Source organism: Oceanihabitans sp. IOP_32 (genome assembly GCF_009498295.1).
Taxonomy (GTDB): Bacteria; Bacteroidota; Bacteroidia; order Flavobacteriales; family Flavobacteriaceae; genus Wocania; species Wocania indica.
In genome coordinates, this window is sequence record NZ_CP040813.1 from 75,774 (window position 1) to 100,254 (window position 24,481).

13 protein-coding genes and 1 pseudogene are annotated in these 24,481 nt (G+C 35.9%); 3 read left to right on the forward strand and 11 right to left on the reverse strand.

Translation table 11 applies throughout. The features are described from left to right. Positions 1-4: 4 nt before the first annotated feature. Positions 5-2,965, reverse strand: coding sequence for a DNA polymerase III subunit alpha (locus FEZ18_RS00355; RefSeq protein ID WP_153266468.1), 2,961 nt, complete (start codon positions 2,963-2,965; stop codon positions 5-7). Next, the gene (gene dinB / locus FEZ18_RS00360; RefSeq protein WP_153266469.1) at positions 2,965-4,179 is read right to left on the reverse strand and encodes a DNA polymerase IV; all 1,215 of its coding nucleotides are present in this window, start codon (positions 4,177-4,179) and stop codon (positions 2,965-2,967) included. The genes FEZ18_RS00355 and dinB overlap by 1 nt, the downstream gene beginning before the upstream one ends. Before the next feature lie 52 nt (positions 4,180-4,231). On the opposite strand from dinB, the gene FEZ18_RS00365 reads away from it, so the two are divergent. Together FEZ18_RS00365 and FEZ18_RS00370 are read left to right on the forward strand one after the other, a co-directional pair. After that, entirely contained in the window at positions 4,232-5,005 is a 774-nt protein-coding gene (locus FEZ18_RS00365) for an XRE family transcriptional regulator (protein WP_153266470.1), read from the forward strand. Beyond that, positions 5,002-6,339 (forward strand): exonuclease domain-containing protein, encoded by a 1,338-nt coding sequence (locus tag FEZ18_RS00370; RefSeq protein WP_153266471.1) that lies wholly within the window; start codon positions 5,002-5,004, stop codon positions 6,337-6,339. The genes FEZ18_RS00365 and FEZ18_RS00370 overlap by 4 nt, the downstream gene beginning before the upstream one ends. A gap of 102 nt (positions 6,340-6,441) precedes the next feature. On the opposite strand, the gene FEZ18_RS00375 is transcribed toward FEZ18_RS00370, so the two are convergent. The 9 genes and pseudogenes from FEZ18_RS00375 to FEZ18_RS00415 form a co-directional block, all read right to left on the reverse strand. Beyond that, the gene (locus FEZ18_RS00375; protein WP_153266472.1) at positions 6,442-8,103 is read right to left on the reverse strand and encodes an alpha-amylase family glycosyl hydrolase; all 1,662 of its coding nucleotides are present in this window, start codon (positions 8,101-8,103) and stop codon (positions 6,442-6,444) included. 10 nt (positions 8,104-8,113) lie between these two features. After that, positions 8,114-9,994 (reverse strand): alpha-amylase family protein, encoded by a 1,881-nt coding sequence (locus FEZ18_RS00380; RefSeq protein ID WP_153266473.1) that lies wholly within the window; start codon positions 9,992-9,994, stop codon positions 8,114-8,116. An 18-nt stretch (positions 9,995-10,012) separates the two neighbouring features. Beyond that, a complete protein-coding gene (locus FEZ18_RS00385) occupies positions 10,013-11,182 on the reverse strand; it encodes an alpha/beta hydrolase (protein WP_153266474.1) in 1,170 nt (389 codons plus the stop codon). Between the two features lie 50 nt (positions 11,183-11,232). Further along, entirely contained in the window at positions 11,233-13,206 is a 1,974-nt protein-coding gene (locus tag FEZ18_RS00390; protein WP_153266475.1) for a glycoside hydrolase family 13 protein, read from the reverse strand. A 12-nt stretch (positions 13,207-13,218) separates the two neighbouring features. Further along, positions 13,219-15,336, reverse strand: a pseudogene (locus FEZ18_RS00395) (glycoside hydrolase family 97 protein). A 33-nt stretch (positions 15,337-15,369) separates the two neighbouring features. Next, positions 15,370-17,676 carry a glycoside hydrolase family 65 protein gene (locus FEZ18_RS00400; protein WP_153266476.1) on the reverse strand — a complete coding sequence of 769 codons (2,307 nt, stop codon included), beginning with the start codon at positions 17,674-17,676 and terminating at the stop codon, positions 15,370-15,372. A gap of 68 nt (positions 17,677-17,744) precedes the next feature. Next, entirely contained in the window at positions 17,745-18,425 is a 681-nt protein-coding gene (gene pgmB, locus FEZ18_RS00405; protein ID WP_153266477.1) for a beta-phosphoglucomutase, read from the reverse strand. Continuing rightward, a complete protein-coding gene (locus tag FEZ18_RS00410; RefSeq protein WP_153266478.1) occupies positions 18,418-19,956 on the reverse strand; it encodes an MFS transporter in 1,539 nt (512 codons plus the stop codon). Before FEZ18_RS00410 ends, pgmB begins: the two co-directional genes overlap by 8 nt. Before the next feature lie 182 nt (positions 19,957-20,138). Further along, complete coding sequence (locus tag FEZ18_RS00415) at positions 20,139-21,212, reverse strand: LacI family DNA-binding transcriptional regulator (RefSeq protein WP_153266479.1); 1,074 nt, start codon at positions 21,210-21,212, stop codon at positions 20,139-20,141. Between the two features lie 266 nt (positions 21,213-21,478). On the opposite strand from FEZ18_RS00415, the gene FEZ18_RS00420 reads away from it, so the two are divergent. After that, positions 21,479-24,400, forward strand: a complete 2,922-nt coding sequence (locus FEZ18_RS00420) for a SusC/RagA family TonB-linked outer membrane protein (protein ID WP_153266480.1) — start codon at positions 21,479-21,481, stop codon at positions 24,398-24,400. Positions 24,401-24,481 lie beyond the last annotated feature (81 nt).

Sequence of the window (24,481 nt, forward strand, 5' to 3'; positions counted from 1 at the left end):
AAGCTTAACCCACTCCTCTAGGATTGGGTTTTATACGCACCTTTCTGCTTTTTGAAATTATCATACTGCAAAACCCAAACTTTTCGGTAATAACGCCAAGGCATTTGTAAATACCCAAACCATGTATGGGGTATTGATGCACCACATTAGTAAAATGCACCGCATCAAAATACTTACCGTGTTTATCTACAAACGTGCTTAACCGCATTAATTTGCCTTGAGCGGTTTTGTTGTATCTGGTGTTTACTAAATTGCCGTACATAATAACCTCTTTATTCACGTAATGGCCCATCTCATTGGCGGTAATATCGTTTTCTAAGACTTCATCCACCAAATCGAAATAACCACATAAGGGAAATCCTAATAGCTCCATTTCATCATAAGCATTTTCTACGTCGCAGACTTCTAAAGCGGGCAAATCGAAATGTTTATGCACAGGTTTAAATAATTTGGGCTGCTTATTAGTAGATCTAGAGGCATTAAGCTTAAACATGGCCTGCCAGAGCAGTTCGGTTTTCGATTTTTGCGTAAACCTAAAAGCATCAATACGTATTAAAATAGATAATTGCTCTATACTAATACTTACTCGATCAATAAAATCTTCTAAAGAGCTGTAATGCCCATATAATTGTCTTTCGGTTAGTATTCTTTGAATCACGAGTTTTTCCAGATTTTTCAAATAGCCAAAGCCCAGATAAATGTCTTTGCCTGCCACGCTATTTGCATGGTCGCTATGGTTTATACAAGGTAATTTAATATTGGCGCCTTGCATTCTGGCTTCGTGTAAATAATGTTCTGCACTGTAAAAACCGCCACCATTATTTAGCACAGCAACCATAAACTCAATAGGAAAATAACATTTTAAATACAGACTTTGATAGCTTTCTACAGCATAAGAAGCCGAGTGCCCTTTGGCAAAAGCATAGCCTGCAAAACTTTTTATTTGGTTCCAGACCTCAAATATTAAAGCATCGCTGTAGCCTTTGTTTCTACAATTTGAAATAAACTTTTGCTCGACGGCTAAAAACTCTTCACGTGAGCGGTACTTACCACTCATACCGCGACGCAAAACATCGGCTTCGCCCAAGGTTAAATCTGCAAATTGATTGGCAACTTTTAAAACATCTTCTTGATACACCATCACACCATAAGTTTCTGGCATGATTTGTAATAAAATAGGGTGTGCATTTTTCCTAGATTCTGGAAATCGGTGCCGTTTTATAAACTCTTCTTTCATGCCCGAACCCGCCACCCCTGGACGAATTATAGAACTTGCCGCCACTAAACCCAAATAATCTTGGGTTTGCAGTTTTGTCATTAAACCACGCATGGCAGGAGACTCCACATAATAAGCGCCTATGGCACCACCACTTTTAAGGAGATCGTTTATTTTTTTGTCGGTTTTAAAACGTGGTAAATCATGAATATCGATAGCTGGTAATTCGGGTCTGTTTTTCGCTATAATGTCTAGAGCATCTTTAATTTTCGCCAAACCCCGTTGTCCTAAAATATCGAATTTAAAAATACCCACATCTTCGGCTATAAGCATATCAAATTGTACCGTAGGATAACCTTTGGGTGGTAAAAATGTTGCCGAATAATTATGAATAGGCGCATCTAAAATTAAAATTCCTGCCGAATGTACGCTCACATAATTAGGAAAACCATCAATTAATTTGCTGTATTTTAAAACCAATTGCCCAAACTCATCAACTTGACTAATAGGCAAATCCCTTTGGCTTAATTTATCAATTTCTTCTTTAGGCAAACCAAAAACCTTACCCAATTCTCTAACTACCGCTTTAAATTTAAAAGTATTATAGGTTGCTAAAAGTGCAGTGTTTTTAAATCTATTAAAAATATATTGGGTAACATCGTCTCTATCTTTCCATGAGAAATCGATATCAAAATCTGGTGGCGATGCGCGAAACGGATTTATAAACCGCTCAAAATACAAATCCAGTTCTATGGGATCCACATCTGTAATACCAATAATATAAGCCACAATACTATTGGCTCCACTGCCCCGCCCCACATGAAAATAACCTTTACTTTTAGCGTAAGTAACAATATCATGATTGATTAAAAAGAAACTCACAAAGTTTAAATCCTTTATGGTTTTTAACTCTGTGTTTAATCTTTTATACACCTTTTCTGTAGGGTTAGGATATCGTTTTAATAAGCCTGCATCGCATAAGTTTTTTAAGAGGATGTAATCGTTTTCAACCGAATTAGAATACAATTTCAGGTTTTGAGATTTTCGCGTAGCTCCAAAACCAAAATCAATAGCACATTGGCTCAAAAGATGGATCGTGTTTTCGATAATATGTGGAAAATCGGAAAATGCCATTTCTAAGTCTTCTTTTGAAATCATTTTTTCGTTAGGTTGGCATTCTTCAGTTTTTGGAAGTTTACTTAATAAACAATTATTATCGATAGCTCTAAGCAATCGGTGGGCGTTAAAATCTTTCTTATTTCTAACCGTAACGGGTTGTTGGATAACCAATTTATCGCCTAAGGCCTTCAATTTAGAAAATTGTAGTTTTTTTAGGTCTTCAATAGAAATACCAATAAATTCATTGGCTTCAAAAGTTATCAAACCCAATTCTAAAACCTGTTCAAAAGGGTAAACAATATAGGCGTTAGAGAAATGAGGGGCTTTATCTGGCAGCGGCATTTTACACTCCAAATGCTGCGATAAAAACCTATTTAACTCATAAAAACCTTGGTTGTTTCGCGCTATACCCACAAATTGTTGCTTGGCGCCGTTTCTAAAATCAATACCTACTATGGGTTTTATATGGTACTTTTTAGACTGTCGTATAAAATTTAAGCATGCCGAAGTATTATTAATATCTGTTAATACTAAGCTGGATATCTGGTTTGCTTTGGCGAGTTCTAACAATTCAATTTCAGAAAATGTGCCATAGCGCAACGAATAATAAGAATGACAATTTAAATACATTATTGTTTTCTGTGTGCTAATAAAATTGGTGGTTCGCCATTAAATGGGTTTTGAAATCGTCCTATGGTTTTTGCGCCCATAGAAGCAGCGCGCATAATGCTTAATTCACCATATTTTTGCCTTACGCGGTCCATAACATGGTAGAGGTTGAGCATCTCTTCAGTATCATCAAACAAATTTATTTGATAGTTACCACTAACAATATTTGTGATTTTTACACCTACCAATCTTACCAATAATCGGCGGTTATACAACTTTTCAAACAGCTCTAATGCTGCGGGAATAATCACGTGGTCGGCACTAGAATACGGTATTTTAACCTGTTTGTTATAAGTGTTAAAATCTGAATATCTAATTTTTACACTTATGGTGCTCGCTAGTTTATCGGCATTTCGTAATTGAAACGCTAAATTTTCAGCCATAGCAAAAATGGTAGTCCGTAGCTTTTGTGTATCAATAGTATCTTTCCCAAAAGTACGCTCTGTAGAAATCGATTTTCTTTCGTGAAAAGGTATTAAGGGTGTATTGTCAATACCTTGTGCTCTTTTCCAAATGGTAACGCCGTTGGCACCCAAGGCACTCATCATCATTTCTACAGGCATTTGTTGCACCACCTTAACTTTATCTACACCCAGATTTCTAAGAATTTGATAGGTTTTTTGGCCAACCGACGGAATTTTACGAATGGATAGTGGTGCTAAAAACGATTTTTCAAACCCAGAATCAATCATTAATTGGTTGTTAGGTTTGGCCTCCCCAGTAGCTACTTTAGAAACAATTTTATTACACGACAAACCAAAAGAGATAGGCAATCCAGAATCTTTTATTATTTTTTGTCGGAGCTCTGAAGCATATTTATAAGTGCCATGAAATTTATCCATACCGGTTAAATCGGCATAAAATTCATCGACACTGGCTTTTTCAAAAACGGGGACTTTCTCCTTAATAATTTCGGTAACCAAATGAGAATATTTGGTATAAATACTAGAATTCCCTTTAATAACAACCGCTTCAGGACACAGGCGTTTGGCCACCTTCATAGACATGCCAGAATGCACACCAAAGCCTCTTGTCTCGTAACTACAAGCTGCAACCACGCCTCGATCGCCCGTGCCGCCAACTAATAAGGGCCTGTTTTTTAGGCGACTATCTATTAAGCGTTCACAAGACACAAAAAAGGTGTCTAAATCCAGATGTAAAATATTTTTTTCCACACTACAAAATTAGCTACAATTACACACAATTATTGCTTATATTTGTAGCAATATGAATTATATCTCTAAAAACATCCAGCATTTAAGAAGCCTTAAAAAGCTTTCTCAAGAGGCTCTTGCCGAAGAATTAAAGGTATCACGCTCACGCATAAGTTCTTATGAAGAGGGACGCTCTGCTCCATCTATTGAGTTTATAATTAGTTTTTCTGATTATGTTAAAATACCCATAGACATACTGCTTCGAAAGGACTTAACAAAATCGACCGATTTCTCGTATATCGAATTAAACAACCAACGGGTTTTGTTCCCGATTACGGTAGATACTGATAATAATAATTTAATAGAAGTGGTTCCTGTTAAAGCCACTGCGGGGTATTTAGCGGGTTATGATGATGCCGAATACATCGAGCAACTTCAAAAAATTAAACTCCCTTTTTTACCCACAGGAAAACACAGAGCCTTTCCTATTAAAGGCGACTCCATGCTTCCTATGAAAGACGGTGCTTTTGTTGTAGGCCGTTTTATTGAGGATCGCAGCGACATAAAATCTGGTAGAACTTATGTATTGTTAACGCTAAACGATGGCATGGTTTACAAACGCGTTAAAAACAATATCGCTTTAGACAACTCACTTTTGTTAATGTCTGATAATAAGGCTTATCAGGATTACAGCATTCCTATTGATGAGGTTTTAGAACTTTGGGAGTTTACCTGCAGCATTAACACTCAAGAATATAACGAAGAAGAATTAAAACTAAGCAGTATTATAAATATGTTTAATGAACTAGGTGTCGAGCTTAAAGCTTTAGAAAAAATAATAAAATGATATACACCATTATTGATGTTGAAACCACCGGAAAAGGAAATCGTATTACAGAAATTTCGATTTTTAAATATGATGGTCATACGGTAATTGATGAATTTACCTCGCTGGTTAATCCAGAAAGCTATATTCCAACACATATTACCGCTCTTACCGGAATAGACGATGCGCTTGTTGCCAACGCCCCTGTTTTTGAAGCCATTGCTGAAGATATTTTAAGCATTACAGAAGATGCTGTTTTTGTAGCCCATAATGTTAATTTCGATTATAATGTGATTCAAGGTGAATTTAACCGATTAAATATCACCTTTAAAAGAAAGAAATTATGCACCGTTAGACTATCTAGAAAACTATTATCGGGACATCAATCTTACAGCTTAGGTAAGCTATGTAAAGATTTAAAAATAAATTTAGTAGACAGACACCGCGCACGTGGTGATGCCGAAGCGACTGTTATTTTATTTGAATTATTATTAAAACAACCCCATTCTGAGCAAGTTTTTAAAGACTTTTTAAACAAAAATTCAAGAGAAGCCACCTTACCGCCCAACCTGCCAAAACATGTGTTTGAAGCTTTACCAGAAACCCCTGGAATCTATTACTTTAAAAATAAAAAAAGCGATATTATTTATGTGGGCAAAGCTAAAAACATAAAAAAAAGAGTACTCAGCCATTTTTACAGTAAAACCAAAAAATCTTTAGATATGGTTAGAGAAACTAGAGACATCGATTTTGAGCGTTCTGGTAGTGAATTAATTGCGCTTTTAATGGAAGATGCCGCCATTAAGCACCATTTCCCTGTTTTTAACCAAGTTTCTAAACGCACTATACAATCGCATGCTATTTTTTGCTACGAAGACAGAAATGGCATTCTACACTTAGCCGTAAATAAAGGACGACTGGTTAACAATCCCTTAATTACATTTTTTAATCTGCGAGACACCAGGTTGTATCTTGAAAAAATATGCATTAAATACAATTTATGTCCTAAGTATTGCCATTTACAAGAAGCGGTGACACAATGCTCACACTTTAGCATCTCCAATTGTAAAGGCGTTTGTAAAAATGAAGAGTCTTATAACGACTACAACCAACGCGTTCTAGAAGCCATACACGATATTTCTGAAAACAAAAATGATGTGGTATTAAAAGAACAAGGACGAACGCCAGACGAAGATGCTTTTATTATGATTAAAGGTGGGGTGTATTTAGGCTACGGATTTATAAACAAAGAAGAATCTATAAACCATCCCGATGATTTAACGCATTTTTTAATCCCTCAAAAAGATAATGTTGATGTTCAGAAAATTTTGAAAAATAAATTGTTTGCGCTCTGATTTTATAGACAGATATAAGGCCTGATTTTAACTAAAAACATTACGACTAACCTATCACAACTCTTAAAAAATTATTTTATTTTCACAAAGCGCGTTAGAAAATTAAACAACCTCCAAAAGCACTATACCAAACTCGGAATTCACGACAACTTTACCTTGTTTTACAGTTACATCTTGATTGGAATACGCATCACGTAAAACCACACCATCTTCAAAAACTTTTGATACATCCAAGGCTTTTTTACCTTTTTGTAAATTTAAGCCCACAACAACAACATCGTTATAATTGTCTTTTGTAAAATGTCTTGAAAACAGGTAGGGCGCTTTAGAAATCATTTTATGAATGCCTGCCCCCACAGCGGGGTGATTTGCTCTAAACCGACCAAGTTTTTGCCAGTGTTTTATAATGTTTTTGGTTTCTGCAGTATTCGCAATAGCCTCCCAATTCATGTTAGAGCGCAATGTGGCATCACCTTGAGTGCCTTCTATAATTAATGACCGTGCAGACTCATCGCCATAATATATTTGAGAAGTTCCTGGCGCCAACAATAATTTGGTAGCGGTTTCGTAAGGTTTCTCGCGAGCAGCATCAAAAGGTTGCCCATCATCATGAGATGATAAATAATTTAATGTCCCGTGATTTTTTAAATCTGTAGTAAGGTGTTTTGAATAGCTGCTAAACAAGGTCTCATAATCCATTTGTTTGGCGTTCCATTTAAACTGAAAATTAACAAGACTATGAAAAGCCTTATCAAAATAATTCACTTTTTTATCTCCAAAATCAAAATATTGCCCCGTATCGATGCCATAATTGTAAACCTCTCCTACCAAATAAAAATCGGTATCGTCTAAAACTTTATCAGGGTTATTCTTTTTGTATGTCGCGAAAGCGTAATCGCATTCTGTTTTAAACTCTTGCCATACGAAAGCTTCAGTGTGTTTTACGGTATCCACACGATAGCCATCAATTCCAAATTCTGTGATGTAATCTGTTAGCCATTTAATAATATAAAACCGTGGTGCTCTGGGGTAGCCCGTGCGTTTAAAAAACGCATCAAGCTCAGCTATTTCTTGCTCGTATCGACCTTCTGCTTTCCATTTCTCAACCAAATGTGGTGGTAAATCTACCGCTTCATCACGTTCTGTTTTTATATCTGGAAGATTTTCAACCAAGGTGCAAGCGATCGTGTTTTCGTAACTGTCGTAAGTACATTTAGGTCCAGTTCTTACCCAACCTGAAGACCACAACGGATCCTTTTTTGTTACAGGCCCCGTGTGATTTATAACCGCATCCAACACAATTCTAATCCCATTTTTATGAGCCACTTCTACTAATCTCTTTAAATCTTCTGCTGTGCCAAAATTGGGTTCCATGGCCGTCCAATCCTTTGTCCAATACCCATGAAACCCATAAGTAAATCCAGTCCCTTCATTTGTGCCCTCATGAATTTGCTCCACAACAGGCGACATCCAAATGGCATTAACGCCTAAATTGGTAAAATATCCTGATTCAATTTTTTTAGTAATGCCTTTTATATCACCACCTTCAAAACCGCGCAGTTTTCCAGTTTCTTGTGTTCTATTAAAATTAATATCGTTAGATGTATCGCCATTATTAAACCTATCGGTTAAAAGAAAATATAAGTTAGCGGCTTCCCATACAAATGGTGTTTCAACTTTTTCTATCTCTAAATTTTCGTTGGTTTTTTTAGCACAATTTGTAAAAAATAAAAGCGTGAGTACTAGAATTAAAAATTGTTTCATGGGGTTTGTTTTATTGAACTTTTAATATGAAAGATTCCAAGGCATTTAAAGTTATATTGAGGGTTGCAAAGTCTTCATCTACAATTAAATCTGTTGAAAACTGTTGGTATAATTGATCTTCAACCTTATAATTACTTTTATCAAAATGCCATGTATCTATAATGTTTTTTGGAATTTTTAAGCTGAAACTATACGTATTATCGACATCAAAGTTTGAAACCACTATCAGTTTTTCAGTAGCACTCCAACGCACAAAAGACAGTAATTTATCGGTGTAACCCTCCGTATGTTTTCTGTTATACAGATGAATGTCTTGATACTCACCAGCAAGCGCAGAACTGGTTATAGTAAAGTTTAATAAGCGCTTATAAAAATCTCGTAATGTTTTTTCTTGATCGGTTAACAGACCGCCATCAAATTGCTTATTATTTACCCAACGTTGGTGAGCAGGTACGCCCACATAATCGAAAATTGAGGTGCGTGTTGGGGTGCCAAAACCCGCTTGTTCAGAGCTATCTTCGCCAACTTCCTGACCAAAATAAATCATAGTTGGCGACGTACTTATTGTGGCAGAAACCACCATAGCTGGTTTGCCTTTATTAGCATGTCCAGCAAAATCTGGACTTGCGATACGTTGCTCATCATGATTTTCAAGAAAGTGAAGCATTTCGTGTTCAATATCCTTTAAATCCTCTTGAATTGGCGGTATATTATCGGTTTTTCCACGACCTTGCATGATGTTTTTAATGGTATCGTACAACTGGACTTTATCGTATAAATAATCCATTTTTCCCTTTTTAATATAAGCTCTATATAACTTAGGGTTGTAAACTTCGGCTAATAAAAAAGCATCAGGATTTTTCATTTTAATGGACGAATTCATAAAACTCCAAAATTCGACAGGTACCATTTCTGCCATATCGTAACGAAAACCATCAACACCCATGGCGATCCAATAGTGTGTGATGTCTTTAAATTTCACCCAAGAATCTGGCACTGTTTTATCTTGCCAAAACTTAAAATGTGTTTTGTAATCCTCATTTTCAAAACCCTCAGGAAGGGTATCGAAATCTTTTTTTCCATCTGGACTAACGCCATAATTAATTTTTACAGTTTCGTACCAATCGTTCATATTTGGTTGTGATAATCGTGAGCCATTGCCTGTCCATTTTGCAGGCACCTCATTAAACTCACCATCTGCCAAAGGATGTTTTTCGCCTCCCAAAGGCAAATAGCCATCTTGCCAAACAGGAACTTTAAAAGCTTGGCTTGGGTTGTAATAAAAATTATTATTTACATGATACGTTACTGTTTTATCGTCGGTAGCACCAAAGTCTAACACACCTTTGGGGTTGTTTAAACCCTTGTAATTTCTGGCGACATGGTTAGGCACAATATCAATAATAACCTTTAAACCCACAGCATGAGATCGTGCAATAAGCGCTTTGAATTCTTCTAATCTGTTTTCAGGATTTTCGGCTAAATCTGGATTTACGTTATAATAATCTTTTACGGCATAAGGCGATCCTGCTCTACCTTTTACCACGTCTGGATCGTCGTTTAAAATGCCATACGTTGTGTAATCTCTAATAACGGCATGATGTGGCACGCCAGTATACCAAATATGTGTTACGCCTAAATCTTTAATTTCTTTGAGTGCTTTATCGGTAAAATCGCCAAACTTACCTACGCCGTTTTCTTCAATGGTTCCCCAAGGTTTGTTTGTGGTATTCGTGTTTCCGAATAAACGGGTAAATACTTGATATACTACTTTTTTGCTCCTAAATTCCGTCTTATTTAATGGCGATGCTTGACCTTGGTTTACTTCATTTTCACAGCCAACTGCTATAAAAAAAAGAAACAGGACTATAAAAAGACTTTGCTTATTCATAACGTTCATTTTTAAATTTTAATCCCTAACAAATAACCATAAAACAGCTGGCTTGAATTCGGTTTTCCAAAACGATTCGCTATGCATTCCGTGAGGCACAATTTTTTTATAGATATTTTCTTCTGAAAAATTATTTGCCAGCATAAGCTCCACCATGGCATTCATGTTATCAACCATGTCTTGCCCCTCTTTTTCACCAACTAAATAATAGAACTTAGCGGTATTAGGATGTGTTTTTGTAAACTGAAAACTCGCTTTAGCATACCAAAACGTAGGTGAAAACACCATAGATTTACCAAATACATCAGGTCTTTTAACTGTTGCATAATGTGCAAACAAACCGCCCAAAGACGAGCCTGAAATCCCTGTGTTTTCGCTATCTGGTTTGGTTCTGTATGCTTTATCGATTTCTGGTTTTAGTTGGTTTACTAAAAAATCTAAATACAAAGCGCCTTCGCCTTTGCCATATCTTTTGTTATCCCAAGCGGAATATTCATTTAAACGTTTTTCGTTAGCATGATTAATCGCAACCACAATGAGTCCGAAACCCGTTTCATTATATATGGTATTTAATGTTTCGTCCACTTCCCATTCACCGCTATACGAGGTGTTAACATCGAATACATTCTGACCGTCTTGTATATATAAAACAGGATAACTTGCTTTGGAAACCTCGTAATTTGGCGGTAAATACACACTTATTTTTCGCTTGCGCTGAAGTTGGGGCATTTCAAATTCTTCTGCAAACACATGTACATTTTTGGAAGCCGTAGTGGGTTTGTTTTTCTGATTGGGATTATTCCAATTCAAAATCTTTATAGCCACAGTATCTGAAGTTGTAGTAAAAGAATAAACTCTATTATCTATTGGGTTTCCGTCGGTTTCACACTCCACAGTTGCCCAATTGCCCTGTGTGAATTTAAAGCTTAAGGTTTCGCTATATTTGGGAATACTAATTTGATATTGATTATTTGTTTTATTTAGTTTAAAGGGGTCTTTGCCACCGGACCAACCTTCAAAATCTCCTGAAATATAAAGGTCTTGCTTATAATCGTGATGCTCTGGTAAGCCTGTTATCACAAAGGTAACAAGCCCTTTATCTGCAAACGTACTAACCTCTTGTTTTTTATGGTTTAAACAAGAAACAAAAACAAGACTTAATAGTAAGATGCTGAGTGGGCTTTTCATTTTGTGTTTTCCTGAGACTTATTTGGTTTTAAAATAGTATCTGGTTTTTGTTATAATTTGGTGCTTAAAACCATACTCCCTTTTTCATTTAATAACAAACTATCGTTCCAAATTACTTTGGCATTGGTAATAATATTCTTTAATGTTCTTCCTTTTAAACCGAGTTCCTCAAACCTGCTTAAATCTAAATCTAGCGGTTTGGTATTTTTGTTTAAGATATGCACTACGGTTTCGTCCTCTAAAACCCTAAACAAGACATAAACACCATTTTCTGGTGCGAAATGTATTGTTTTTCCGTCGTGAATAGCCTTACTATCTTTTCTATAGTTCAGTATTTTTTTAAGGAAGGCTTGCATGCTTTTTTGATCTGCTGTTAAACCGTCTCTTGTAAAGGCATTTACGGCATCGCCTGCCCAACCTCCGGGGAAATCGGTACGAATTAAACCATGATCGCCAGGCTTATCAAAATCATGCATTAAGATTTCTGTTCCGTAATAAATTTGAGGTGTTCTTGGTAAAGTCAATATATAACTTAAAGCCATTTTTGTGTTTATAACATCTCCTTTTAAGGCTGTAAAAATGCGACTCATATCATGATTGTCTGTGAAAATCATAATATCTTTTGGATTCGCATAATGAAAATCGTTGGCTAAACCTTCGTAAATTTTAACTAAGCCGTTATCCCAAGATTCTTCTTCATTTAAGGCATCGACTAGGTTTTTTTGCATGGCAAAATCCATGGTCGATTTTAAATTAGATTGGTAACCATCTTTATTATTTGCGCCCTTTTGCCAATACCCAATAAGTAGCGGGTTATAACTCCACTCTTCACCAACAATATTAAAATTCGGGTATTCGTTCATAATTTCTCCAGCCCATTGACTCATAAAATCTTTATCGGGATAGGGATAGGTATCTTGACGAATGCCCCCTAAGTTTAAAGTTTCTATCCACCAAATACTATTTTGAATGGTATATTTTGCCATAAATGAATTGCGCTGATTTAAGTCTGGCATAGCCGAGACAAACCAACCTGCACTCATGTTTTCTTTATCTGTTTTAGAGGCGTATAGGTCTTGATTTACGGTACGCCTGTGGTTGGTGGTAATGCTTTTACTATCATCCCAATTATCCTTGTTTTTTACATAGTTATCTTGATGGTTTACCCAATCGCTAAAGGGTAAATCTGGCATCCACCAATGCGCAATACCGCAATGATTTGCGACTTGATCCATAATTAATTTCATGCCTTTTCCAGACATTTTTGACGACAATGCTTTATAATCATCTAAAGTGCCGTAACGCGGATCTACCTGATAATAATCTGTAATCGCATAGCCGTGATAAGAGCTCTGAGGCATATTATTTGTTAATAAGGGGCCCGTCCAAATTGCGGTAAAACCCAAATCGTCAATGTAATTTAGATGATTTACAATCCCTTGAATATCGCCACCATGACGTGCATAATCATCGTTTCGGTTTATAGTCTTTTCTTGAAGTGAAGTCTCTACATCGTTATCTGGATTTCCATTAGAAAACCGATCTGGTGTTATCAAATAAACGGCATCACTACTATTAAAACCAATATAATCTTCGGCTTGCCTGTCTCTGGGTTTTAACTGATAGGTATAAACCAAATTGGCCTTATTATCTTTTTTAAACATGATGTTGAATTTACCTGCTTTTGTGGTTTCAGAAATACTCAAATCTATGAACAGGTAATTTGGACTATCGGCTTGGTGTACCTTTTCAATTGAAACCCCTGGATAATTAATTTCTGGTTTCCATGTTGAAATATTAGGATGATGCACCAAAAGTTGTAACGAGGTGTTTTTAAAACCAACCCACCAATTTAAAGGCTCTACAAGGTTAATATCCCGTCTTTCTTCTAATAGCGGTTTTTCATCAACCCCATTTGCAGTTAAATCATTTTGTTTTTTACAAGATACATTAAGGATCAATACACAAAGCACCCTAACTGTAAAGAAATGAATGGACGTTTTTTTAAACTTATAATAACTCATAGCAACCCGCATTTAATTAATCGCTTTAATGCTAATGGCATAACCTCCCGCTGGAACAGATACTATTGCGAGTTCTGATGTATGCGTTACATTTTGAGTTTTAATCGTGTAAGCTTGCGGATTGGTTTTATAGTTGGTGTCTTTGGCATCCGTATATATTGTGGCCTTGTATTTTTTTCCTTTTTCAAGGAAGTCCAATTTGATAGTGGATGTTCTTTTTTCCAAACCGTTTACATTGCCTATAAACCAACTACTCCCAGCCTTTTCTTTACGTGCTATGGTGATGTATTGTCCGGGCTCGGCTTCTAAATAAATACTTTCATCCCAATCGATAGCCACGTCTTTTATAAATTGAAAAGCATCCATAAACTGGTCGTAATGCTCTGGCAAATCTGCTGCCATTTGCAACGGACTGTACATCGTTACATACAATGCCAATTGGTTTGCAATGGTGCTATTTACGCGCGAATTATTATTTGGATTAAGTTTACTAATATCCATTTCGAAAATACCCGGTGTGTAATCCATTGGCCCGCCAAGTAAACGCGTAAATGGTAAAATAGTGACGTGATTTGGTTTTGAGCCGCCAAAGGCTTGAAACTCTGTACCTCTAGCCGATTCGTTTGCTAATAAATTAGGATACGTTCTACTAATTCCTGTGGGTCTAACCGCCTCGTGGGCATTTACCATAATTTTATAGTCTGCTGCTTTTTCTATGGCATATTGGTAATGGTTAACTATCCATTGGCTGTAATGGTGCTCGCCTCGTGGTAAGATATCGCCCACATAACCACTTTTAACAGACTCGTAGCCGTTATCGTTCATGAATTGATAGGCGGTATCCATGTGGCGCTCGTAATTACGAACCGATCCAGATGTTTCATGATGCATCATCATTTTAACGCCTTTTGATTTTGCGTATTTATGAATCTCTTGAACATCAAAATCTGGATACGGCGTAACAAAATCGAACACATAATCTTTAGATTTTCCAAACCAATCTTCCCAACCTTCGTTCCAGCCCTCTACTAAAACGGCATCAAATCCATGTTGGGATGCAAAATCGATATACCGCTTTACTTTCGTGTTATTTGCGGCGTGAGTTTTATTAGGTTTTACTTTCGAATAATCTGTAATGCCTAAGTGCACCGAAAGCAAATCGTCTGTATAAGCCCAGGAACTTTTTCCTGTTATCATTTCCCACCAAACGCCAATGTATTTTATAGGTTTAATCCACGAGGTATCTTCAATTTTACAAGGCTCGTTTAGGTTTAATGTTAATCTAGAGCTTAAAATATCGCGTGCATCATCGCTCACGATAATGGTTCTCCAAGGTGTTGTACTAGGCGTTTGGATATAGCCCTTATCGCCTTGAGCATCTGGTGTTAACCAAGATTCGAAAATCAGGTTTTCATCATCTAAATTTAAGTGCATACACGCATAGTTAATCAAGGCTGCTTCGTGCAGATTGATGTATAACCCTTGATCTGTTTTCAGCATTAAGGACGTTTGCACACCAGTTTTAGAAAACTGTTCTTGTGAGGCATTATCGGTAAGCGCTGTATCGAATTTTTCGTGTATTTGAGAGAGTTTAGATTCGGTATAATCATATTCTTGCGAATCGTAATCGCCAGGAATCCAAAATGCGGTATGATCACCCGTCATTGCAAATTGAGTTCTCTCTTCTTTAATAACAAAATAAACTAAGTTTTCTTGTTCGGGAAATTCATATCGAAATCCTAAACCTTCATCATACATTTTAAAACGAATGATAACAATACGATCGGTTTCATTTTGTTTTAAATGAACGGCCATCTCGTTATAATGGTTTCTAATTTCTTTTTCTTCGCCCCAAACGGGTGTCCAAGTCTCATTAAAAGTTGCGGTTTCGCTTTTTTCAATTTTGAAATCATTCAGTAAAGATTTTTCATCATCTTTTAACTCTAAACCTAGGGTACTTCACTTTATAACGGCATTGTTTTTATAACTTAATTGATAGCTTGGTGTACCATCATTTTTAAGAAAAAATTGCATGGTTAACTCACCGTTTGGCGATTGTAAGGTTTGTGCAATAGCGGTATTAAAAGCTGAGGATATTAACGCTAAACTTAGTATGAATATGGATTTCATTTTTTATGCTTTTATGTTAATGATTTTTTAAAACTACACGGTTTTTAACTCTTGTGTTTTAAGTACTATGGTCTTATTGTTCACAAGAATTTCGAGTTCGCCACCACTTAAAACTTCAAAATGGGTTTGTTTCTGATTGACATTTACTTTTAAAATATGGTTTCTAAAATTCACTTTAAACGAATAGCCTTCCCATTGTTTTGGTATTTTTGGCATGAAGGACAACTTACCGTCCTTAATACGCATCCCTCCAAAACCTTCAACAATACTCATCCAGGTTCCAGCCATAGATGTGATGTGCAAACCTTCGTGAACTTCGTGATTATAATCGTCTAAATCTAAACGTGAGGTACGTAAATAAAATTGATAGGCCTGCTCCATCCTACCCAATTTAGCTGCTTGAATGCTATGCACACAAGGCGACAACGAGCTTTCGTGCACCGTAAAAGGCTCGTAAAAATCGAAATGACGCTCTAATGCTTCTAGCGAAAAATGATCTTCAAAAAAATAAAACCCTTGTAAAACATCGGCTTGTTTTATGTAAGGGGAACGCAGAATTCTATCCCAAGACCACTTTTGGTTTATTGGCCGCTGCGATTTATTCAAATTAGAGACCGTAATTAATTCTTTATCTAAAAAACTGTCTTGTTGTAGGTAAACCTGATGCGCATCGGAATACGGGAAATACATGTTGTCTGCCACGGTTTTCCAAGATTCCAATTCATCTTCAGATAGAGATACCTTTTCTGCGATGCGCTTATAATCTGTTGCAAATTCTTTTGCTACTTTACCAATATTTTCAATAGCATAATTAATACACCATTGTGCAGAATAGTTGGTGTACCAATTGTTATTTATATTGTTTTCGTACTCGTTTGGCCCTGTTACCCCTAGAATTACATATTTGTTTTTTAGGGTTGAAAAGCTAGCGCGCTGTTTCCAAAAACGAGCAATGGCAATGAGCACCTCTAAACCTTTTTCTGGAATGTAACTGTAATCGCCCGTGTAGCGGTAATAATTAAAAATGGCAAAGGCGATGGCATTGTTACGGTGAATTTCTTGGAAGGTAATTTCCCATTCGTTGTGGCATTCTTCCCCATTCATGGTCACCATAGGATAGAGTGCTGCGCCGTCTTTAAAGCCCAGTTTTTCGGCATTTTCGATGGCTTTTCCTAAATGATTATAGCGGTATTCCAACAAGTTTCTAGCCACTTTTGCATCTTTGGTTGCCATATAAAAAGGAATGCAATAGGCCTCTGTATCCCAATACGTGCTACCACCATATTTTTCGCCTGTAAATCCTTTTGGTCCAATATTTAACCTCGAATCTATACCTAAATAGGTTTGGTTAAGCTGAAAAATATTAAAGCGAATACCTTGTTGCGCTTTTACATCGCCAGTAATCGTAATATCTGAGGTTTCCCAAATATTGGCCCAAGCCAGCTTCTGGATTTTTAACAAGCCATTAAACCCCATAGTTTTGGCTTTTTCGAGAGTTTGTTGCGCTACTGAAGCCAATGTTGTTTTATTGTAATTTCGGTCTGCAACATAACCCGCAAATTTTTGAATGGTGTAGGTTTCGCCTTTTTTAACCTGATGCTTATAATTGAAATCAATGCGGTTTTCTTCTGAATTAATATTAGGATTAATAGTTAACTCATTAGCATCTAAAAACACTTTAGATTCCATAAAGGTACAGACATGGAAATCCGTTTTCATGGTTTTAGTTTCAATAAAAGCCTGATTATTGGAATGATTAACCTTTAGGATGTCCCAAAATTTATCATCCCAATTCGAATCTTCATTTGTAATACTAGCATCTAAATACGGTTGAAATTGAATTTCGGCAGCCGTATTTAAAGGCGTAATTTTATATTCGATTGCGCCTAATTCTTCTAAATCTAAACTTAAAAAACGTTTGGTTTCCACCTCAACTTGAACATCGTTTTTTAAGGTCGCCGTAAAACGTCTTGATAACCAACCCTCTAGCATGTTGAGCTCTCTTTTAAAGTTTTCGACGGTTTTACAGCTAAACAAATCTAGTGATTCGTTGTTTACAAACACATTAATACCTATCCAATTTGGAGCATTAAGCACTTTGGCAAAATATTCTGGGTAGCCGTTTTTCCACCAACCTACTTTGGTCTTATCGGGATAATACACTCCAGCAATATAGCTGCCTTGAAATGTTTCTCCAGTATAAAGCTCCTCAAAATTAGCACGTTGCCCCATCGCCCCGTTGCCAATACTAAACAAACTTTCTGAGGATTTCACATGGCTGGCATCAAAGCCTTCTTCAATAATGGACCAGTTATCTGGTTTTATATAATCTTGATTCATATTTAGTTAATTTTTAAAATAAGAGTCTTCCTCTAATTCGATTTCATTCGTTTTCACTAGAGGTGTTCTTATACTTTTTTTAAATCCTTCTTTTTTAAATTGCTTATTTTATCGATAAAATCTGAGCTTATCTCAGTAAAATCTTTAAAAACAAAATCGGCTTCGTGTAAAACAGACGCTTCACCAATTCCAATAGAAATCATATTGGCAGCATTAGCCGCTTGAATTCCAGCAACAGCATCTTCAAAAACCACACAATCTTCCGCAGGTACTTTCAATTTTTTTGCCGCTTTTAAAAACACTTCGGGATTTGGTTTTGCTTGGGTCACATCATTGCCATCAACAATAGCATCAAATTGATTTAATAAGTTTACTTTTTCAAGTATTTGTCTTGAGTTTTTACTTGCCGAACCTAATGCAATAGGCTGATCTTGTTTTGCTAAATAATTTAATATTTTGGTAACATCTGGAAGAATTTCGCTATGATTCATTTTAGCGATATAGCTTAAATAGTCTTCGTTTTTTTGTGCCATGAGTTTTAAAAATACCTCGTCTGGAAGTGTTTGGTTGCCCCATTCGAGTATTTTTTTTAACGAACGTTCTCTACTAATGCCTTTTAATTGTTCGTTTTGCTCTGGTGTAAAATCTATGCCAATGCTTTTGGCTAAGGCTTTCCAAGCCAAATAATGGTATTTTGCAGTGTCTACAATAACACCGTCTAAATCGAATATATATCCTTTTTTAATCATTTTTTATCTGGGTTACTTTATCGTTTACAGTTAATGATAATAGGCCTGCCAATATCATGGATACACCGCCTATTACTAAGGCGTAAATGGGTTGGTTATTGAAAAAATGGGATACTAAAAATCCTAAAATAGAGGCCGCCACCAATTGAGGAATCACAATAAAAAAGTTAAAAACTCCCATGTAATACCCCATTTTAGAAGCTGGTAAAGCACCCGAAAGCATGGCGTAGGGTACCGATAAAATACTTGCCCAGGCAATGCCTACGCCTATCATGGGCAACCACTCTATAGTAAAAGGAGATGGATTAGATATAAAATAAATAGACATTAAGCCTATTCCACCGGCAACTAAGGCGAGAAAATGTGTAAACTTTCTGCTTGTTTTTTTGGCTAATAATGGTAATAGAAAAGCAAACGCGGCGGCAATTATATTGTAATTAGCAAACATCTCTCCCACTTGGTTCGCTCCTGTGTTATATGCTAGAGAAGCGGTGTCTTTAGTATTATAAATATGTTCTGTTACCGCACTGGTTGTATAAATCCACATAGAAAACAAGGCGAACCAAGAAAAAAATTGCACCCATGCCAGTTGTTTCATGATTTTAGGCATGAACTGAAAATCGTTAACAATATTCACGAAACCATTCTTATAATGTTTTGATTTTTGTAAGAGTCCAGAAATTATTAGTAAAACACCCCCAAGCGTTATTAATCCAATGGTAAGCACATATAAATCTTTTTTTAATTGAAAATGATATATACCATAGGTTGTAACAACACCAAGAAATAAAGTGATTGAGCCTTTTGTAATATGGGATGTGCCATTAGCTATAAACCAGGATTCTGGTCGTTCTGTTTTAACAAAATTATTTGTTTTTGCCTCTTGCGCTTCAAAGACTTTCATTTGCTCTGGAGTGTATTCTTTAGAACGAAAAACCGTCCATAAGACCGCAATTAAAAAAGCAGCCCCGCCTATATAAAATGAATATTTAACCGAGTCGGGAATAATGCCCTCAGGAGCAGTATTTGCAACGCCTAAATAGGTTAAAATAAGCGGTAGTTTTGATGCTACATAAGCTCCAATACCTATAAAGAAACTTTGCATGGCAAAACCTTTAGTTCTCTGGTTTTCGTTAAGATTATCGCCAACAAAGGCTCTAAAAGGCTCCATGGTAATATTAATAGAAGCATCCATAATCCATAACATGCCGGCAGCAAACCACAATACTGGAGAATTGGGCATGATAAATAAAGACAAAGAAGCTAAAATAGCGCCGACTAGAAAGTAAGGACGGCGGCGGCCGAGTTTAGAATGCCATGTGCGATCGCTAAAATAGCCCACAATAGGCTGCACAATTAAGCCCGTTAATGGTGCTGCAACCCAAAGAATAGGAATATCTTCAACTTCGGCTCCTAAGGTTTGAAAAATTCGGCTAACGTTAGCATTTTGTAGGGCAAAACCCATTTGGATTCCTAAAAACCCGAAACTCATGTTCCAAATTTCCCAGAAACTTAATTTACGCTTTTCCATTAATAGTATGGTTATATTAATACTATTTGATAAGCGTTAAACATCATTCCATTCAAATAAATAGATCGTCGAGTGACTAGAATGATATAACTTATCAAAACTTTTTTCGTTGAGAAGTGAAAATATAAGTTTTGATTTAAAGCCAAATATATGAAAGATTTTAATTTTTCCTAACAAAAAGCTTATTTAGTTGATTCTCTTTCAATAATTTCAGTTTCAATAACCACTTTAATAAAGTCAGGTTTTTTATGAACATCTTTAAAACGTTGGTCGCTTTCAGTATTAGATGCCTCTAACCTGTCTATTAATAAATTAGCGGCTTGCTCCCCTATTTTTTGTCCGTGCTGACTAACCGTTGTTAAACTTGGTGTGGCATGTTTTGAGAGCACACCATCGGTAAAACCAATAACTTGAACATCGTCTGGAATACGGAATCCCAACTTCTTTGCTACCTTCATTGCGGTTACCGCATAAAGCTCATTAACTGCAAAAACGCCATCAATATTACCGCTAGTTTTAAAGAATCTCTCTATTTCTTGTTCTAAAACCTCTAGGTTGTTTTCAACATCTAAGTCGTCGTCTATTTTCAATATTAAACTCGGATCTGCAATCATTTTATTCTTCTCTAGGGCTTCAATATAACCCTGTGTTCTTAACCTACCAACACTTACATAGTCCATAGTGGTAATAAGTGCGATATTTTTACAACCATTTGCTATTAGTTTATTCACCGCTTTTACAGAGCCATTAAAATCGTCTACAATTACCTTATCGCAATCCACCTCACTTACAACCCTATCGAACATGACGATAGGCATGCCTTGGTTTATGGTGGCATTAAAATGATGATAATCTTGTTTGAGTAACGTTTCTTTCGAAATGGATAAAATAAACCCATCTATACTACCATTGGCAAGCATTTCCATATTGATAATTTCTTTTGCAAACGATTCGTTTGATAGCCCAACTATAACATTGTAACCGCGTCTATTAGCGACTAATTCTATACCTCTAATTACCGTTGAAAAAAAATGATGTACAATTTCCGGGATTAATATCCCTATGGTTTTAGTCTTTCTGTTTTTTAAACTCAAGGCAATATTATTAGGCCTGTAGTTATAAAATTTGGCAAACGCCTGGATTTTCTTTGTGGTCTCCTCGCTTATTTCTTTGCTATTGCTAAGTGCTTTTGAAACGGTCGAAATGGAAACATCCAGTTCGCGTGCTATTTGTTTCAAAGTGATTTTTCTTTTCATCTGTAGTTTTTAAGGGGAATATTGGCATCTTTTAATCCAATTCTTAAAGATATTACATTATTTCTACTTCTGCCAATGAAACGAAATTGAAGATTTAACAAATAAAACCCTAAAAAACAAAAAAGTTATCAACACGAAAACGTTTTCGCTAAGATTTTCGTGATTCAAAATACTCTATTTACCTAGACTTTGTATAAATTTAATCCTGAGAAGTGATTATATATTAACAAAACAGCCAAATTAACACCTTAATTCAAAAAAAAATTATGAAAACAATTACTAAAAGCTTATTACTTTTTCTGCTTTTTGTACCAATTTTTATGTTTGGACAAAATACACTTACAGGAACAGTAACAGAGCAATCTACCGCTATCTCGCTTCCAGGCGTAAACGTTGTTATTAAAAACACAAGCACTGGAACTGCGACAGATTTTGATGGTAATTATGAGATTAAAGTAAACATCGGCGATGTATTAGTATTCTCTTATGTTGGCTACAAAAATATCGAAATCACCTATTCAGGACAAGACTCATTAAATGTTCAGTTAGATGAAGATGCTGCTCAATTGGATGAAATTGTTGTTATTGGTTATGGTACGACCACAAAAAAGGATGCTACAGGCTCTGTTGAAGCGATAACTTCAGAAGACTTTACCAAAGGAAATATTGTTACACCAGAGAACTTGTTAAGTGGACGTGTAGCTGGTGTAAGTATTACTACCAGTGGCGCACCAGGTTCAGGTTCTCAAATCAAAATTCGTGGAGGCTCTTCGATTAACGCCTCTAACGATCCGCTTATTATTATCGATGGTTTGCCAATTGATAATAATAGTGTTAAAGGTTCAAGAGGTGTTTTGGCTAGTATTAACCCAAACGATATCGATTCATTCTCTGTTTTAAAAGATGCCTCGGCAACTGCTATTTATGGATCTAGAGCAGCAAACGGTGTTATTATTATTGTTACCAAAAAAGGTAAATCGACATTTAGTGCGACTTACGATACTCAATACAGTTTTGGTGAGTTAATAGATCGAGTAGATGTTTTTTCGGGTAATGCTTTTAGACAATTAATTACATCGCAACCCGTAAATGGTACCACGCTAGATGAAAGCTTATTAGGCACTGCAAATACCAACTGGCAAGACGAGATTTTTAGAAACACCTTATCGTCTCAACACAATATATCGATACAAGGATCGTTTTTTAAAGCCTTACCTGCAAGATTTTCATTTGGAGTGACCAATCAAGAAGGTGCTGTATTGACATCGGAATTTGAGAGAAGAAATTTAGGCTTAGCTTTAAATCCGAAATTCTTCGATGATCATTTAAAAGTTAATTTAAACGCAAATTTATCGTTCGAGGATAACAGATTTGGAGATTCGGGACAAATAGGTGCCGCTTTACGTTACGATCCTACACAACCCGTATACGATTCCACATCCCCTTTTGATGGATTTTATCAACACAGGAATGGAAATCTTGTTTCTAATGGCACAACAAATCCAGTAGCATCATTATTACAAACTAATAACATTGGAGACTCGAACAGAATGTATGGCAACTTGAACTTTGACTATAAATTTCATTTCTTTCCAGAGTTAAGCGCCGTTTTAAATATAGGATATGATGAAACTGAAGCTAAAGAAATTCAATCTACATCTTATAATGTACCTACAAACGATCCTGTAAAAGGAAATACATTAAGACGTTTTGAGAAAAGAACTAACAAATTACTTGATGGTTATTTAACTTACAACAAAACCTTTGATGCTGTTAGAACCGAAATTATGGCGGGTTACTCCTACCAAAAGTTTACTTTTAATGGTAACGATACTGGTAATTTAAGAGATCCCTTAAGCTTTACTAATGCTTATGCAGACCCCGATGTGGTTTTAATCGGCTTTTTTGGTAGAGCCAATTTAACCTTTCGGGATAAATATTTTTTAACTTTAACTTATAGACGCGATGGAACGTCTCGCTTTAGCAAAGAAAACCAATGGGGCGATTTTCCTGCTGCAGCTCTAGCATGGAATCTTGGTGATGAAAATTTCTTGCAAGATTCTAAAACTATTTCAAGTTTAAAACTAAGAGCCGGTTTTGGTATAACAGGACAACAGGCGGTAAATGAAAAAGATATATTTTTAAATAGATACCGTGGGGGAAATGCCAACTCACAATACCAGTTTAATAATGCTGCTATTCAATCCCTAATTGTTTCAGAAATTAATCCAGATTTAAAATGGGAAGAGACAGCCACTATCGAGTTTGGTATCGATTATGGTTTGTTTGATGAGCGCCTTTCGGGGTCTTTAAATGTCTTTCAAAAAAATTCTACCGATTTATTATTTACAGCTGCTGTGGCCGATGGTAGTAACTTCTCTAACAGTATTATTCAAAACATTGGTGAGTTACAAATTCAAGGTATAGAATTCTCTATAAATGCCGATGTGGTTAAACAAGAAAATTTTACGGTAGATTTTAATTTTAACGCGACCTTTTTAGATCGTGAAATTAAAAAATTAGCGCTGGGTCAAGACGTAAGAACTGGCGGTATTTCTGGTGGGACTGGAAATAATATTCAAATACTGCGAGAAGGGTTCTCGCCTAATTCATTTAGTGTATTTAAACAATTATACGACACTGCTGGTAAGCCTATAGAAGGAGCCTACGCCGATTTAAATGGCGACAATGTTATAAATGACGACGACCGTTATTTAAAAGAAAACCCGGCAGCCGATGTTATTCTAGGATTTCAATCTAATATTAATTACAAAAATCTAGATTTATCTTTTAACTTAAGAGCCAACTTAGGGAATTACGTTTATAACAACGTAAACTCGTCAAGAGCACAATACGAATTATTACAAGACAATGCGGTGTTAGGTAATATACCAACGTCGGTATTAGATACCGGTTTCCAAAGAACATCAGATGTTATTATTTCAGATATTTATATTGAAGATGCTTCGTTCTTAAAAATGGATAATATCACTTTAGGCTATACTTTTAAAAACCTCTCTCATGTATTAAAAAGTATACGATTATGGGGCGGTGTTCAAAATGTATTTACCATAACTAATTACAGTGGATTAGACCCAGAAGTATCTGTTGGTGCAGATCAAGGTATTGATAATGTTATCTACCCAAGATCAAGAACTATTTTAGCTGGAGCTAATTTTAAATTTTAAAAGAACAACTATGAAATGAGCCACAAAACGGAATAGGAATACAAACCATAATGTTTAATGGCGAATTACATCTGACCAATG